Consider the following 16045-nt stretch of genomic DNA (forward strand, 5'->3'; position numbering starts at 1 on the left):
GATGACCGGCGTTTTTTGCGTTTCCATCACCACTGAACGGATCACGGCGCTGACCGGCCATGTCTGCACCCTCTTGCCATCATAAACGCCTCCTGCTGCTGGGCGGTACGCTGGAAGCCCGCCGGATTGCCGCGCAACTGGCCGGCGACCCCTCGGTCTCGGTCATCCTGTCACTGGCCGGACGCACCCGCGCGCCCATCGACAATGGCGTGACCACCCGCAGCGGCGGATTTGGCGGCGTGACCGGGCTGGTGCACTGGCTCGAGCATCATCGTATCGATGCCGTGATCGTGGCCACCCACCCTTTCGCTGCCCAAATGGCGCACCACGCTCATGACGCAGCGCAGCAGCTTGGCCTGCCCATTGTGCGCATCGCCCGCCCCGGCTGGCAGCGCCAGAAGGACGACCGCTGGCTGGAATGCGACACCCCGCAGCAGGCAGTCACCCTGCTGGGTGAGACGCCGCGCCGTGTCCTGCTCACCTTCGGTCGACAGCAGGCCGCCCATTTTGAAGCCGCGCCCCACCATCATTACGTGATTCGCAGCATCGACCCCATCGACCCGCCGCTGGCGCTACCCCATGTGGATAACCTGATCGCACGCGGCCCCTTTACGCTGGAACAGGAGCGACAGGTGCTGCGGGAACATGCCATCGATGTGCTGGTGACCAAGCACAGCGGTGGAGAGGCCACCTGGCCCAAGCTGGTGGCCGCGCGGGAACAGGGCACTGACGTCATCATGATGCGCCGGCCCGCCATGCCGGACACCCCTACCGTTGAAGGGGTCGACGATGACGGTATGGCGCGGCTGCTCGACTGGCTCTCAGCGTGCTGAATCGGCAGGTTCGGGGTCGAAACCGGGGGCAAAGCGCGGCGTATAAATCAGCGACGCCTGTCCGGGCCTTGTGACCTCGCGGGTCTCCTCGCTGCCGATGATCACAAGCGTTGCCATGTCGGCCTGCTCGGCGCGGGCCTGCCCCAGAGTCGTGGTGGTGATCTGCTCATCCGCACGACCGGCAGCGCGGGCGAAAATGACCAGCGTCCCGGGCGCGAGCACCTCGCGCAGCCGCTCAAGCGCCACGCCCAGCTGCCAGGGGCGCGCCTTCGAAATCGGATTGTAAAAGGCCATGACCAGACCGGCGCCGGCACAGGCCAGCAGCCGCCGCTCGATCAGTGACCAGGGCTTGAGGTTGTCGGACAGCGAGATGGCGGCAAAATCATGCCCCAGAGGCGCGCCACAGGCGGCAGCCGCCGCCAGCATGGCACTCACCCCTGGAACGATCTCGAGCGTCAGGGCGCGCCAGGCCTCGGGGCCGCGCTCGATCTGTTCACACACGGCAGCAGCCATGGCAAACACGCCCGGGTCACCGCCGGAGAGCATCGCCACACACTCACCGCTGGCCGCCAGCGCCAGTGCCTCGCGGGCACGCGCGCCCTCCTCGCGGTTGTCCGACACCACCCGACGCGGATCATCATGGGCCACGACCCGATCCACGTAGGGCCCATAGCCGTAAAACCAGTCGGCCCGCTCCAGCGCCTCGGTCGCCTGCGCGGTCATGTAGGGAATCTCGCCCGGGCCCAGCCCGATCACGATCAACCGGGCGCTCATGGGCGCACCGCCAGCGCATCCAGCGTCACCGGGTGAGTGCACTCGGCCCAGCCGGGCACCAGCACAATCGAGAAATACGGCGCCGGGCGATCATCGCGCTCGATGAGCTTCATGATCTGCTCCCCTTGCATGGTGGCGCGCTCGACATACAGCGCGCGCGCCAATAGCCCCACCCGCTCGAGTGCGTTTTTGATGCGCGGCAGATTGCGCCCGACCTTCATGATCACGGCCGCCTCGCAGCGTGACAGGCGATCCACCAGAGCGTCTTCTGCAAGCGTGCCTGGCAGGATGGTCAGTACATCATCGCCCTGACAGATCGGCACGCCGGCGCTCGACCAGCCGCCGGCCATGCCGGTGACCCCCGGGATCACCTCGACCTCGAACCGGTCCCGCAGGCGCACATGCAGATGCATCCAGGAACCGAAAAAGAGCGGATCGCCTTCAGACAGCACGGCGACACTGCGCCCGGCAGAAAGCTCGGCCGCCAGTCGCTCGGCGCTCTCCCTGTAAAATTCGGCGATGGCGTCGCGATAGCCGCTGGAATGGCGATGCAGCTCGGTGGTGACCGGATAGTACAGGGCCAGCTCCGGCTGATCGGGGCGCAGATGCTCACTGATGACGCGGCGGGCATTGCTTTGATTGCCGGCCTTGGCAAACCAGGCCACCACGTCGGCCTCGGCCAGTACCCGCGCGGCCTTGAGGGTCAAAAGCTCGGGATCACCGGGACCGGTGCCCACCCCATAAAGACGTCCGGAGACGATCGGCTGGCCGCCGGAAGACGCGGAAAATTCGGGAGTTGATCGCATCAGAGTCGGTCGCTTGCCAGCGCATTGATGGTGGCCGAAGCAATGGCGCTGCCACCCATGCGTCCTCGCACCGTAATGAAGGGAATGTCGAGCCCGGCATCGATCAGGGCCTGCTTGGACTCTACCGCGCCCACAAAGCCTACCGGCACCCCGATGATGGCGGCCGGTCGCGGCGCGCCCTGATCGAGCAGGTCCAGCAGATGAAAAAGCGCGGTCGGCGCGTTGCCGATGACGACCACCCCGCCGTCAAGCTGCTCGCCCCAGAGCTCGATGGCCGCGGCCGTGCGGGTATTGCCGATCCGTGCCGCCAGCGCCGGCGTGCGCGCATCGTGCAGGGTGCAGACCACGTCGTTGTCGGCCGGCAGCCGGGCACGCGTCACACCACGCTCGACCATGCCGGCGTCGCACAGAATCGGAGCCCCCTGAAGGATCGCCTCGCGCGCCCGGGCAATATCGCCACCGCCAAAAACAATCTGCTCGGCCAGCGCCACCACACCGCAGGCGTGAATCATGCGCACGGCCACCTCGGCCTCAAGAGGCGAAAAGCGCGCCAGATCGGCCTCCGAGCGGATGATGGCAAACGACTGACGATAGATGGCCTGCCCATCATGTTCGTACTCATACAGGGAACGTTTGGCAGGTGCGTCATGGGTGCCATGGCGATCGGTCATTGGTTCCCTCGTCTTCAGGATGGGTGTCAGGGCGGTCAGGCGCGCCATTCTACACCGGCGATGCCTCAGCGTCCGCCCTTACGCACCGCCACGATGCGCGCTACCTTCACGCAGCAGCACCACAATGCGCTCCTCGCCGACATACGCCAGAGTCGCCGCTTCAAGCGGCAGCACATGACCCTCCCCGGCAAGCGTGCACGCCAGATGCTCGAACGCCGCCTCAAGCGAAGCAGTATTGTCAGCGATCAGACGGGGCACGCCGCGCGGATTGCCCTGAAAGACCAGGCCGATGCCCTGCGCCGTTGCGACCAGCGTGAATGTGACCGGGTCCAGGCTGGCGCAGCCCTTGGCGCAGCCGGACAGGTGCAGCCGGACCGACTCATCAAAAAGCGCCGGCCAGCGCGCGCTCAACGCGCTCGCCGTATCATGGGTGCTCATGAAGGCGCTGGCACAGCCGGGTGCCCCGGTGCAGGCCACGATGGCCAGACGGGCATCGTCATCGGCCACGATCAGTCCAGCCTCGCGTGCCGCCCGGATAATTTTTTCGATATCGGCATGTTCCCGACACAAAAGCCGCCAGTGACGCCCGGGGGCAGCGGCAAAGCTCAACACCCCCAGACTCATGGCCTGACGCGTAAAGCGCAGCAGCGCCAGTGCCGGCATCTGACCGAACGGCCAGACCACATCCAGCACATCACGCTGACGCCGGGCGGCGGCATCCGGCCCCTGATACAGGCCGCTGCGCGGTGGCGGCGCGCCGGGACGACAGCCCAGAAGATCACACAGCGCATAGATCGAGACCTCGGCCAGCAGATGATGCGCGCGCGCTCGTGGGCCGAGCATGTCGATGTGACTCAAAAGCCCCAGTACGGCACTGGCAAGCTTGGACGCCACCATCCAGCCCAGCCAGGTAGCGCTGCCGTGGTCGCCGGCAAGACCAACCCATCCACCGCGGGCCCCGTCCAGGCGCACATGGACATCACCAGAGAGCCCGGCAAGACCGGCCCAGCCACCGGCGTCGATCACCACGCCACACTTGGGGGCAAGCGTTGCCGGCGCACCGGTCAGGATCTGACCGCGCAGCCGACGCGCGAGCTGTCGGGTGGGCGCATCAATGGCCTCATCGACGTCCATCAGCGGATCGATCGACACCGCCGGCGCCCCGCTTTCCAGCCAGTGGCGTGACAGCCGCCGGGTGAGGTAGTCGGCAAGGTCGCGGTGGCCGCCCTCGGCCAGACCGCGAAGCTGCAGATTGCCGCGTCGCGTGACCTCGATCAAGCCATTGCCAAAGCGCTCGGCCGCCTCGCATAGCGTGATGACATCGTCTCCTTCAAGCGGTGCCATCAGGGGCGGCAGGCGCGCCAGCCAGCCATCCCCGGTCTCCATGGGCGTGGCCAGCGACGGGCACGCCCCTCGCGCGCCCTGCCAGCCGGGCAGTCGCCTTTCATTGAAATCGTGCGGTTCTGGCAACATGGGCGTTCAACCACGGGATAAATGAAAAATCGGACACGACGACACGGCGAAATACGCCGGGCTCGTCCATTATTGGGGGCCATGCTATCGCATCCCCTGACCCCGAAGGCAACGAGTGCCCTCGCGTCAGGCGCATCAACAAGGAGGTTCAATGCCTGCAGTCCCCGCGCCGGCCCCGCTGCCCAGAAGTTTTTATGACCGCCCGACCCTGGAGGTCGCCCGCGACCTGCTGGGCTGTCATCTCATTGTCGATGACGGCCAAAAGCGCCTGATCGGTCGGATTACCGAAACCGAGGCCTATCTTGGGTTCATGGACACCGCCTGCCACTCCTCGCACGGGCGTACCGAACGTACCGAGGTCATGTTCGGCCCGCCGGGCCATGCCTATGTCTACATCATCTATGGCATCTACGACATGCTCAACCTGGTGACCGAAGCTGAAGATGAGCCCTGTGCGGTGCTGATTCGTGCCATCGAACCGATCCAGGGGGAGGACACCATGATCGAGCGGCGCAACGGCAAACGCGGCCGGGACATGCTTAACGGCCCTGGCAAGCTGACCCGCGCCATGGGCATCACCAAAACGGCCTTTAACCGCGGCGACCTGTGCAGCGGCGAAGGCCTGTGGATCGAGCCGGGCGCGCCGGTGACCGATGACGACGTCATCTCGGGACCGCGCATCGGCATCGACTACGCCCAGCCCGAACATCGCGATGCCCCCTGGCGTTTACGCATTGCGACGCCACAACTGCGACGCCAGCTTGAGCGACAGGCGGCAAAAAAGGCGACGACCGGAGAGTAATCCCGGCATGGCGCGGCCCGTGCCCTGCCAGGCTAGAATGAAGGCTGCATCGAACGACTCCCGGGAGGGGCCGTCATGACATCGTTAAAGGCAGGGTTTATCGCAGGACTAATCGCTTCAGTGCTGAGCGGCGGGGTGCTGGCCGATGACCAGGGGCCAATACGCTCGCACTTTTCTCAGAACCGCTCGCATTTCTCGCAGCACCAATCCTATTTTTCACAAAACCAGTCGCAGTTTCACCAGAACGACGCCTTTGGTGAGCAGGGCTGGCAGCATGCCGGTCGGCCGGGGTTTGAGGGTCGGCCCGGTTTCAACAATCGACCCGGTTTCGATGGCCGTCCGGGGTTTGATGGCCGACCTGGGTTTGACGACCGCCCCGGCCATGGCGGCCCGCCGATCCAGAACGGCCAGTGGGGCTACGATGGTCAACCGGGGTTTGGCTGGCACCGTCCGCAGCGCATCGACCCCGATGAACGCCTGAGAAGGCACTACGAGCGTCTGTATGACGCCCAGCGTCGCCAGTTCGATCGCGAACGTCAGGACACCATTTACGGCACTGCACCGCGCGGCCGATATGATGACGGCGCCGACCGGTGGCAGCCCTCACGCTACCCACCGCCGGGCGGTTACCGGCCACCCTCGGGCGGTTATCCGCTGCCCCCGCACGGTTACCCACTGCCCGGACAGTCGCGACCGCCCGCCTTCAGTGACCCGGGCCGGGGCGTCGATCTCTACTCCGACCCGCGCGGGCCGGTACCGGTCACGCCCTACAGCCGCTAGCCGCGGGCCTGTCTACGACCCGGCCGGTCTACCTAGATGTCGAACAGCCTTTCCAGCTGGCGGCGCAGCGATGCGCCCCAGCCCCGCTCGGTCGGCTCATGACCGGGGGCATCAACGTAGATGGTTGCGGTCTGGCCGGCGGAGAGCACCAGATCATCAGGTACCTCGTCGAGGCGGATGCGCACCGGAATCCGCTGAGACAGACGCACCCAGTCAAAGGAAGGATTCACCGCGGCCAGCCCGCCGGACTGTCCGGTCAGGCTGTTATCGACGATCCCGCGGGCAATCGAGTCCACATGGCCATGCAGGTCACGGTCGCGTCCCAGCAGGCGTACGCGCACCGGGTCGCCGGGATGAATGCCTCCCAGCTTGGTCTCCTCGAAATAGCCCAGCCCGTAGAAGCTGTGCTGATCCACCAGCGTCACGGCCTGCGTGCCGGAGCTGACATACTGTCCCGGGCGCAGCTGCTGGTTGGTCACATAGCCATCCACCGGCGCGCGCACAGTTGAGCGCTCAAGGTCCAGTTTTGCAGCGCGCACGGACACTTCGGCGTTTTGTACGCCAGCCTGGGCCGAACGATATTCAAAGCGGGCGTTGTCGCGCGCCTCCTGTGACACGTAATTATTAAGGCGATCCCGTCGGCTGCTGGTCGCCTTCGCCTCGTCACGCTGCTCCTGAAGCTGCGCCAGATTGGCCTTCGCCTGATCAAGGGCCAGCTGATAGCGGGCCTGGTCGATGGTGAAAAGCACATCGCCCTTTTTGACCAGGTCGTTGTCGTGAACCTGCAGCGTATCGACCAGCCCCGAGACATCCACGCCAACCTGCACGATATCGGCGCGAATACGGCCATCACGCGTCCAGGGGTCATGCATGTAGTGATGCCAGATCCACCACGCGGCAAGCAGTGCTGCCACGACCAGCAAAAGCGTCAACACCATGCGCAGGATGCGCCCTGCCAGCGCAGACACGCCCTTCATACCCGACTCCTTGTCCGTCATGCCCTTCCTCCTGCCGGCAGTGCACCGCTCAGCATCAGCACCGCCCACAACAGCAGCGTAAAAATGGCGATATCTGCCAGCACCGGCTGCCAGAAAAATCGATACAGCGCGAAATGCGACATCACGCGGCGCACCCCCCAGAACAACAGCAGCGCCAGAAACACCGGCACAAACAGGGGGGGCGTCAGAAACCCCAGAAACGACCACTCATCGAGCATCCATGGCTCCTTGTTCGTCCTCATCATGCGACAGCGCCTCGCGGGCCTGCGCCTCGGCGCCGGGCAAATCCCGCAGCAGATGCGCAAGCATCTCGAATTCCCCGATCAGGGCCGTGGGCAGGGGATCAATCTCGTAAAGGGAGGCCGCCCGGGCCTCGCTGTCCGCGGCCAGACGCTGCCAGGCCTGTTCGTCGCGCCCGGCGCGAGGCAGCTGCCGGCCAAGCTCAAGCACCCAGCGCTCAATATCGCGCTGATGGGAGCCGGCGCGGCGAGCCAGCCGCCGCAATCGCCACAGGCACATGGCCAGGGCGTGCAGATCCACGGCTTCGCGCAGCATCTGCTCGCCACTGCCCAGCGCCAGCAGGCGACCCAGTCGGTCATAAAGACGGCTTTCAAGCCATGCCCGCGACGGCAACCGCCGTGCCCGGGTCACGCGCTCAAGGCCGCGCCAGTAGGCGGCCACCAGGGTCTCCAACCGCTCGGCCGGGGTACGCTGTTGAAAGAGCGAATAGGTCACCATGGTGACGACCGTGCCCAGAATCGAGGCAAGCCCGCCGTTGATAAACTGGGTCGGATGAAACACATAGGTCCGGTGCAGATTCAAAAGTGTCATCAGGGTGACCGCGCCGGCAAGCCCGACCGCGGCGTAGCGCATATGCGGGGTCATCAGCGTGCCAATCGCCACCGGCACGGCAATGCTCAACGCCAGCAGCGGGAACCCGGTGATGGCTGGAAAGACCACATAGGAAAACACGCAGCCGATGATGACCGCCCAGATCGTGCCGGTCAGAAACTGTCGTACCACCGCCGCCGGATTGGGCGCCTTGGCAAACAGTACGATAAAGACCCCCAGCAGCATCATGGAGAGATACCCGGAGGTCCAGCCGCTGTGAATCCAGAAAAGGCCCAGCAGCTCAAAGGCAATGAAGACACGAAAGGCGTTGTAGCGCGCCACGCCATATTCGGGATGATTCGCCCGGCGCGGGCGGCGCCCGGTCAGCTGAACCAGATGCGCATAGCGATGATGGCGCATGGCAAGGCTCAGCGACCGGCCATGATGTAGAAGCCGCACCACCTCGGCCAGACGCTCACGTACCAGAGTGGCCCTGACCCGCGTGACGCGTGCCTCCGGGGAGACGAGCGAGACGATATCGGGCAACTCCGGCAGCGCCGGCAGCGCCTCGCTCGAGTGCTCGAGCGCTTTCAGAAAGGGCAGTGTCGGCGCGCGCAGGGCCGTCATGATGTCCTCACAGCCCTCGCAGTGTGACAGCCGGTCGACGGCCTCTTCGAGCTCCCGAAGTCCGGTCATCAGCGCCAGACTGTCACCGGCAAAGCGGTCCAGCGCCGGCAGCAGACGACGAAAGCGACGAAACTCGAAGCGCGCCAGCGTATGCTGGGATTCAAACTGCTGATGCTTGCCCATCAGCGCGCGCAGCCGTTCGTTGAGGACCGCCCTTGAGCGCGTTTCCATCAGCGCCACGCGCGCCTCACCGGCGGCCCCTTCGATCAGCGCCGACAGGGTGCCCGGCAGCGCATGACTGCCAAACCGGGGCGCAATGAGCACATGCATCAAAAAGCCGGCGCCGATGCCCAGCGCCGTTTCCGTGGTGCGGGCAAGGGCCAGATCAAAGATGTTGTCCACGCCGGTACCGATCGCGGTGAGCGAGACCAGCGTGGCGGTATAGCCGCTGAGCATCATGATGTAGCTGGCCGGCTCATCGTTTAACAGCATCACGCAGAAGGTACAAAAGGCCAGCCAGCCGCCGGCGGCCAGCAGATAGAGCATCGGCTGCTGGGCAAAGAGCGCGATCAGCACCAGGCCCATCAGTGCGCCCAGAAAGGTGCCGATCAGACGACCGATACAGCGATGAATGATAATGCCCAGCGGCGGTGTGCCGCCGGTAAACATGACCGGCTGCAGCGTCACGATCATGACGGCCAGAATCGCCCAGGCCGGCTGGGCCAGATCCAGGCGCAGCGCGACATAAAGCGCCAGCCATACGGCCAGCACGGTGCGCAGCGCCAGCACCCAGTGGTCACCGGTAATACTCGAGACAATTCTCATCGACAATGATCGGCATCGTGAACGACGCATGCCGCCTGGCGGGCGTGAAAGCCCACTAGCGGACGGCGACAGGCGCAAGGGAAATATCGTAAGGGCGCAAAGTATTCCATTAACGCCAACCTGACGTCTACCTTAGCCCGCTTTGGAAGACGCCATGACGGCCTTGTGCCAGGCCGTCACATCCTGCAGGAGCCGCACGCCCAGATGCGTGTGCGCGGCACTGATCAGCCCCGGTATCCATGCCAGCTCCGGCGCGGTCAGCAGCACGGTCCGTGGCATGCCGGCATGACGAAGTGCACGCAGCGCCTCGGCCAGTGCCGGCGCGCTGCGGGCTTCCAGATGGCTCAGATGAAGCACCCACCAGCAGGAATCCGGGACACTTCCAGACAGCGGCGCAGACAGCATCAGTAACCGAGGCTGCCAGACCGCATCCGGCTCGGGGCATGGCAGCTGCCGGGCCAGCGTCTGCGTTGCGGCTGTTTCATGCCAGGTCATGACCATCAGCTCGACCGGCGAGGCCTGAACATCCCGCGTTGAGGCATGCGCCTGCGACCACTGGCGCAGACCGCTGGCCTGATCACCCAGCATGGACGTCACCATTGACATGGACGTCACCGTTTAAATGACACGGCCTCACGCACGAGCCCCGCGCGCATCCATCAGCGCATCGCGGGCCGTGAAGGCCTGCAGCAAGGCCTCCAGCAATACCGTGCCGGTACGCCGCCGCGTACCGCCGGACAGATTGAAAAGCTGTGCGCGCACATCCATCGCCCAGTCCTCGCTGCACAGCTCCAGTCGAGTGGCCAAGGCCGCCAGTCCGGAGGCCAGCTGCAGCCGGGTCTCACGATCACTGCGGGCCACCCCGCTCTCTTCCAGTCGACGCATGGCCTGTCGGGTCAGCCCTTCAAGCCCTTCCAGCGCCACGGCACGGGCCAGCCTTGAGGCCACATCGCGACCGGTTACGGCATTGGAGAGCCAGTAGCGACGCGCCAGCACCCGGTTGTCGTCAACGTCATGCAGCCTTGCAAACCACACCAGCACCTCGACCGGGGCGCCGCTGCCCCGCGTCTCGTAAAGCGCCGGCAGACAGGAGAGCACCATGTTGACCGGGCGCGCCCGCCAGCGGCACTGACGCTGATCGATCTCGGCGGCAAGCCCGGCCAGATCGACCAGACGCTGACGCTCGCCCTGATGGCGAACCCGGCGGGCGGCCGTGGCCGCCGACATCCACAGCTGCCGGTCGGCCGCCAGCCGGTGCATTTCATCGATGGCGGGCGGGGCGGCCATCAGGTGCCAGGCACTTTGATGGGTCTCGCGCGCCCAGCGCATGCGCGCGGTTTCCGATGCCGGCAGGCGATGGCGCAGCCAGGTCTGCGGCAGCGGCAGGCCATGATCGTCCAGCGAGACCAGCGGCATGCTCCAGTCCTGCCTGCGCGAACCGCCCTCTTTCGACCACCACAGGGCGTGCTCTTCTCCCGGCGCGACGGTCAGCGGCGACCTGGCGGCCATATGGGCGGCAAAGCTCTCACCGGGGGCATCGCTTACGCCATGGGTCCAGAGCTGTTCCAGCAGCGCGGTTCCCGGCGCCCGGCGGGCCAGAGTGTCAAACATGGCGTGGAGGGAACGCCCGTGGCTGACCACATCGCGCGACAGGGCATGCGCCTTCGACTGACGCGTGTGCCCGGCCATTTCGGCAAGCGTGGCAGCGTCATAACCAAACGGGGAGGCGCTGTCGACCGCGAGCGCCTCATTCACCAGCGCGGCGACATCCACTGCGGCCAGATCCTCCGGCACCCGCTGGCCGTTGGCCACAAACAACACCTGCAGTCGATGGCGGGCCAGAATGTCCAGTACGGTGGCCGGACGGGCGGATTCATCCAGCTTGGTAATGATACAGCCACGGATCGGCGTGCCGGCCTGAAGCGCGGCCTGCTGATAGGCGGCCACCACCTGTTCGAGTGTATCGCCGTGGCTGGCCGCATCCAGCACCAGCAGGGTCGCAATGGGCACGCCCGCCTCGCCAAGGCGCGCCACTTCAGTGGCCAGGCGCGGGTCGCGCTGACTCATGCCGAGGGTGTCGATCAGGATGGTGCGCTTGGGCGTCGCTCGCTGCATCTGCAACAGCGCCCGGCGCGGCGTCATGAGACGCGCCAGCAGCGCGCCCAGATCACCGTCGCCTTCCAGCGCATGCACTTCCACGCCCAGCAGACGAGCGTAAATGCGCAGCTGCTCCTGGGCACCGATACGGTAGCTGTCGGTGGTGATCAGTGCCGCGTCGCGGTTGCCGTGGGCCATCACGTAGCGCGAGGCAAGCTTGGCAGTGGTGGTGGTCTTGCCCACGCCGGTTGGCCCGATCAGCGCCATCACGCCGCCCTCGGCCAGCAGGTCGCTGTCGGTGTCCAGGAGCTCAAGCCGAGTGGCCAGCTGACGGCTGATCCAGTCGTTGAGCGTCTCATCGATGGCCTCTTCAGGCGTGTCGGCAAACTCGGCCGGCAGCAGCTCGATCAGCTCACGTACCAGCGTCTGGCTGAACCCTACCCCGGTCATGCGCTGGCGCAGGCGGTTAGCCGGCGTGGTCCGTTCCGGCTCGACCGCCGGTGCAGCGCTCAGGCGGCTGTCGAGCAGATCGCGCATGGCGGCAAATTCATTCATCAGCTGGGCGCTGAAGGCCTGCATCTCTTCTGGTGCGCTTGCGGCCACCGGCGGCGCGGCCGGTGTCGGCGCAGGCTCGGAAATGACGGCTACCGGCGCGACAGGCTCGGGGGCCTTTGGGGCGGGCTCGGTCGGGTAACCGGTCAGGTTTTCCTGATCGGCGTCGAGCATCGCCACGATCTCGACGCCTCCCTCGACCTGGCGATTGGAGAGAATCAGCGCCTCGTCGCCCAGTGACTCACGCACCTGACGCATGGCATCGCGTGCGCTGGTGCCGATAAAACGGTGTACCCCCATGCCCTGCTCTCCTGATCGACGGCAATGGTGCAGGCCGCAGGTGTTGTCCTGGCCTGTCGCCTTCATGTCATGGCGCCAAGGGTGCCATGCGCACGCCCGGGTCAATCAGAAGGAATGAACATGAATTCATGTCCTATTCGGTATTCGCCCTAAAGTTTTCGCCGGCGCTGCCGAGTGCCTGGCGCACCCAGTGATGCAAGCGGGCCTCGCAGAGTGTCTCGGGGGCATGGCTGACCCGGTAAATCAGAGGCGCCATGACGCCATCGATCAGCGCATCGACCTCCGGCAGCGCCGATTCACCGCGATCCCGCGCGCGTGACAGCATCAGGGCGAGCTGCTCGCACTGCCTGGCGTGACAGCGCCTGCGCGGCTCATGACTGGCACTGCCCAGCGCATCGGCCATCACCTGCTGCCCGGGCCGTGAGGCCATCTCCTCCATGAACTCGCCGGCCCAGACCATCAGATCCCCTTCCAGCGAACCGGTATCGGCAAGCGGGGCTTCCGGGCGCAGATGCTCGGCGGCCACATCAGCCAGCAGCTCGCGCAGCGAACCCCAGCGTCGATAGATCGTCGAGGGGGTAACGCCGGCGTGCTCGGCGATGAGCGGAATGGTCAGCTGCTCTCGTCCCACGCTGTCATTCAGCGCACTGACGGCGGTGTGAACGGCCTGCTGTACCCGGGCACTGCGCCCGCCGGGGCGAAGGGTCGGTTTGGGGGTCATGGCGCCTCTTAACGCAAAATATTTGCCTTAGCAGTCGAATCACCTACACTGCGCGTAGTCTAACGCAAAACCTTTGCTTTAAGGTGTCTCCCATGTCCTCTGCCACGCCCCCGATGGTGTCACGCCCGCGGGAACTGGTGTTTTATACGCTGGTGCTGATGGCCTTTCTGGCCGCCTCGGGCGTGCCCACGCCGCTGTATCAGCTCTACCAGCAAAGCTGGGGCTTCTCCACGTCGATGCTGACGCTGGTGTTTGCAAGCTATCTGTTTGCGCTGCTGGTAACGCTGTTGTTCACCGGCGCCCTGTCGGATTATCTCGGCCGCCGCCCGATCATCTTCGCGGGCCTTGTGATCGAGCTGGCCTCGATGGGCTGCTTCCTGCTGGCCGGCGACCTTGAGTGGCTGTTTGCCGCCCGCATCCTGCAGGGCATGGCCACCGGCATCGTGACCAGCGCACTGAGTGCAGCGCTCATGGACAGCGACCACCAGCGCGGCCCGGTCATGGCCAGCGTCGCACCGATGATCGGCATGGGGCTGGGTGCACTGGGCGCCAGCCTGCTGGTGGCCGGGGCACCCTGGCCCATGCGGCTGGTGTACGTCGTAATGATCGTGATTTTCGCCTGCCAGGCCTGTCGTCTTGGCAGGATGACAGAAAGCGTCACGCGCCGCCCCGGCGCACTGGCCTCGATGAAACCCCGCGCCCGCGTACCGGCATCTGTATTGCCTACCTTTGTACGCACCATGCCGGCCAATGTGGCGGCCTGGGCGCTGGGGGGATTCAGCCTGTCGCTGGGCCCGGCCCTGGCCGAGCAGGTCGCCGGATTTCACAGCGCCCTGATGGGTGGCCTGCTGGCCTGCATTTTATCGGTCATGGGGGGCATCAGCGTCTGGCGCTTTCGATGTTTCTCGACCCGCACCATTCTGCTGCTGTCGAGCACCCTGCTCCCTGCCGGGCTGGTTCTGGTGCTGATCAGCGTCTACCTGCACAGTCTGGCGCTGTTGATTACCGGTTATGGCGTGGCCGGGCTGGGGTTTGGTTCGGGCTTTATGGGCGCCCTGCGCGCGGTCATGCCGTTGGCGCCTGCCGGCGAGCGCTCGTCACTGATGGCCGTGTTTTATGTGGTGAGCTATCTCTCCGCCAGCCTGCCGGCACTGGCCGCGGGCGTGGCCACCCAGCGCTTCGGGCTGGAAGCCACGGTATATATCTACGGCGCCTTCGTGATGCTGCTGTCTCTGAGCGTTCTGGTCAGCGTCCTGCGCCGCCCGGCGGCGGTAGCCCCGCTGCCGTGATACGCCTCCTGCCCGCTCAGCGTGACGTCGCGCCGAACCACTGCGGCCATTGAGCAACGTCGTCTTCAAAGGCCGCCAGGTGCTGCTCGAGCTGCCACTGGAGCCGGGCACGATCGCTTTGCTCGATCAGCCGCCCGCAGTCACCCTCCGGAGCGGCATCGAGCGTGGCGTCCTGACAGGCCGCCACGCGCGTCTCGCCGGTTTTCCCTTGCGCCCACAGACTCTCCCCGGTCAAAAAACTGTACTCGAGACTGTTACGCGCCATCTGCTTGAGGGCTGGATAGTCCAGACCATGCTCGGTCACGGCGCGCTCATATTCGCGGGTCAGATCGATGCGTGACACGCCCTGATCATCGGTGGCCAGCACCACCGGTACACCCGCGTCGCGATAGAGATTGAGCGGATGTTCTGCACCATGCACGCCCAGAATCACGTCATTACTGGTCAGGTTGATCTCTACCGCCACCTCCCTGTCCGCCATGGCCTGCAAAAGCTGCGGTGCCTTCTGCTCATGAGCAATGTCCACGCCATGACCAATGCGTCGGGCGCCGGCGATATCGACTGCCTTTTGAATGTGATCACGCAGTTCAAACGGAGGCACCAGTCCGAGCGTCAGCTCCCCGGCGTGCAGTGCCAGCGGCACCTCGGGGTAGCGCTGCGAGAGAAAGGCCAGCATCGTCATGTGGCGGTCGTAGTCTGCCAGCGCCACCGGGTTATCTTCCGGCGCGACGATATTGACGCCCACATAGCGCGGGTCGGCGTCGGCCAGCGCAAAGGCCATCATCAGCTCGCCAAAAACCGCCATGGGTGGCTGAGTGCGTACGGCAAAGCCCTGCAGCCGCACCGTCACGTCACAGCCCGGATCGGCGTTGTCACCGTCACAGCCAAGGTCTGAAGCTGCCTCGGCAAACATGTCATCAGTTTCATGGCGGGCATCGGCCAGCGAGGCATCGATCTTCGGCGACAGCGCCTGCCAGGCCGCGTCCAGGTCATCACTGTCCAGACCGCTGGCCTGCGCCATGGCACCAAAGCCATGCACGGCGCCCGGATTGGAGATGGACTCCAGGTAGCCCAGATGGTCCCCGGCGGCCAGCCGCTTCGAGGCACTCAAAAGCGCGCCGGGCGAAGCGGCGGCGATCGGGGCGAAACGATCAAAGGTGGCAAAGAAGTGATCATGCCCCTGGACCGGCGGTGCGCCCGGTCCGACAGGGGTATTGCGCATCGACAGGGCATTGAGCAGCTCGGCGTAAAGCGCGCTATCGCGGCGGGCCAGCCCGTCCGCTTCAACCAGCTCATCACCCTTGCAGGGCGGCGGCGCAATGGCCGAGCCATCGGCGTGCACGCACATGCCCGACCGGCCGGCCTGCTCCAGCAGGGTTTCCGGCCACGGCGCGCCCCACAGGTGGTGATGAATATCGCCGCCCTTGGGCATGCGCTGTAAAAACATGCGAAGTCTGAGGGGCTGGTCGCGAATCGCGGCCATGAGGTCAGCAGTCTGCGCCGTACGATCCTCGGCGTTCACCGGAGCCGCCATCAGCAGCGCAATGATACTCAGCGTCAACAGGCCAGCCAGCCGGCGGTGGCAGGAGAAGGAAGAGGTCAACATGACGTGCCTTTTTTGATTGTGTCTTAATGATGCGACCGTCTCGGCGGTCGGTTCCCTCCC

Annotated in this window: 15 protein-coding genes; 4 read left to right on the plus strand and 11 right to left on the minus strand. The window is 65.5% G+C overall.

The annotated features are described in order from the left end of the window. Positions 1–59 precede the first annotated feature (59 nt). Positions 60–833: a cobalt-precorrin-6A reductase gene (locus ACUN8C_RS13590; RefSeq protein WP_445619697.1), complete on the plus strand. Its 774-nt coding sequence runs from the start codon at positions 60–62 to the stop codon at positions 831–833. On the opposite strand, the gene cobJ is transcribed toward ACUN8C_RS13590, so the two are convergent. From cobJ to ACUN8C_RS13610, 4 genes are all read right to left on the minus strand, one after another. Continuing rightward, positions 822–1607 (minus strand): precorrin-3B C(17)-methyltransferase, encoded by a 786-nt coding sequence (cobJ, locus tag ACUN8C_RS13595; protein WP_445619698.1) that lies wholly within the window; start codon positions 1605–1607, stop codon positions 822–824. The two genes, ACUN8C_RS13590 and cobJ, sit on opposite strands and share 12 nt — an antisense overlap. Beyond that, entirely contained in the window at positions 1604–2413 is an 810-nt protein-coding gene (locus ACUN8C_RS13600; RefSeq protein WP_445619699.1) for a precorrin-2 C(20)-methyltransferase, read from the minus strand. The genes cobJ and ACUN8C_RS13600 overlap by 4 nt, the downstream gene beginning before the upstream one ends. Then, positions 2413–3084: a precorrin-8X methylmutase gene (locus tag ACUN8C_RS13605; protein WP_445619700.1), complete on the minus strand. Its 672-nt coding sequence runs from the start codon at positions 3082–3084 to the stop codon at positions 2413–2415. The genes ACUN8C_RS13600 and ACUN8C_RS13605 overlap by 1 nt, the downstream gene beginning before the upstream one ends. A 78-nt stretch (positions 3085–3162) precedes the next feature. Next, positions 3163–4557, minus strand: coding sequence for a hypothetical protein (locus tag ACUN8C_RS13610; protein WP_445619701.1), 1395 nt, complete (start codon positions 4555–4557; stop codon positions 3163–3165). A gap of 151 nt (positions 4558–4708) precedes the next feature. Between ACUN8C_RS13610 and ACUN8C_RS13615 the strand changes: the two genes are divergently transcribed. Together ACUN8C_RS13615 and ACUN8C_RS13620 are read left to right on the plus strand one after the other, a co-directional pair. Further along, positions 4709–5359, plus strand: a complete 651-nt coding sequence (locus ACUN8C_RS13615) for a DNA-3-methyladenine glycosylase (RefSeq protein ID WP_445619702.1) — start codon at positions 4709–4711, stop codon at positions 5357–5359. Between the two features lie 75 nt (positions 5360–5434). After that, complete coding sequence (locus ACUN8C_RS13620; RefSeq protein WP_445619703.1) at positions 5435–6139, plus strand: hypothetical protein; 705 nt, start codon at positions 5435–5437, stop codon at positions 6137–6139. Positions 6140–6171: 32 nt separating this feature from the next. Here ACUN8C_RS13620 and ACUN8C_RS13625 read toward each other — a convergent pair whose 3' ends face one another. From ACUN8C_RS13625 to ACUN8C_RS13650, 6 genes are all read right to left on the minus strand, one after another. Beyond that, on the minus strand, positions 6172–7137 hold the full coding sequence (locus tag ACUN8C_RS13625; RefSeq protein ID WP_445619704.1) for an efflux RND transporter periplasmic adaptor subunit: 966 nt from the start codon (positions 7135–7137) through the stop codon (positions 6172–6174). After that, the gene (locus ACUN8C_RS13630; RefSeq protein WP_108841823.1) at positions 7134–7355 is read right to left on the minus strand and encodes a DUF1656 domain-containing protein; all 222 of its coding nucleotides are present in this window, start codon (positions 7353–7355) and stop codon (positions 7134–7136) included. Before ACUN8C_RS13630 ends, ACUN8C_RS13625 begins: the two co-directional genes overlap by 4 nt. Continuing rightward, positions 7345–9420 carry an FUSC family protein gene (locus ACUN8C_RS13635; RefSeq protein WP_445619705.1) on the minus strand — a complete coding sequence of 692 codons (2076 nt, stop codon included), beginning with the start codon at positions 9418–9420 and terminating at the stop codon, positions 7345–7347. Before ACUN8C_RS13635 ends, ACUN8C_RS13630 begins: the two co-directional genes overlap by 11 nt. Positions 9421–9552: 132 nt before the next feature. Then, positions 9553–10026: a hypothetical protein gene (locus tag ACUN8C_RS13640; protein ID WP_445619706.1), complete on the minus strand. Its 474-nt coding sequence runs from the start codon at positions 10024–10026 to the stop codon at positions 9553–9555. A gap of 27 nt (positions 10027–10053) precedes the next feature. Continuing rightward, the gene (flhF, locus tag ACUN8C_RS13645) at positions 10054–12369 is read right to left on the minus strand and encodes a flagellar biosynthesis protein FlhF (RefSeq protein ID WP_445619707.1); all 2316 of its coding nucleotides are present in this window, start codon (positions 12367–12369) and stop codon (positions 10054–10056) included. Between the two features lie 133 nt (positions 12370–12502). Next, positions 12503–13090 carry a TetR/AcrR family transcriptional regulator gene (locus tag ACUN8C_RS13650; RefSeq protein WP_445619708.1) on the minus strand — a complete coding sequence of 196 codons (588 nt, stop codon included), beginning with the start codon at positions 13088–13090 and terminating at the stop codon, positions 12503–12505. Positions 13091–13182: 92 nt separating this feature from the next. On the opposite strand from ACUN8C_RS13650, the gene ACUN8C_RS13655 reads away from it, so the two are divergent. Then, positions 13183–14379, plus strand: a complete 1197-nt coding sequence (locus ACUN8C_RS13655; RefSeq protein WP_445619709.1) for an MFS transporter — start codon at positions 13183–13185, stop codon at positions 14377–14379. 16 nt (positions 14380–14395) lie between these two features. Here the strand turns inward: ACUN8C_RS13655 and ACUN8C_RS13660 are convergent, their stop codons facing one another. Continuing rightward, a complete protein-coding gene (locus ACUN8C_RS13660; RefSeq protein ID WP_445619710.1) occupies positions 14396–15985 on the minus strand; it encodes an adenosine deaminase family protein in 1590 nt (529 codons plus the stop codon). Between the last annotated feature and the right edge of the window lie 60 nt (positions 15986–16045).

Source organism: Kushneria sp. Sum13, from assembly GCF_052692355.1.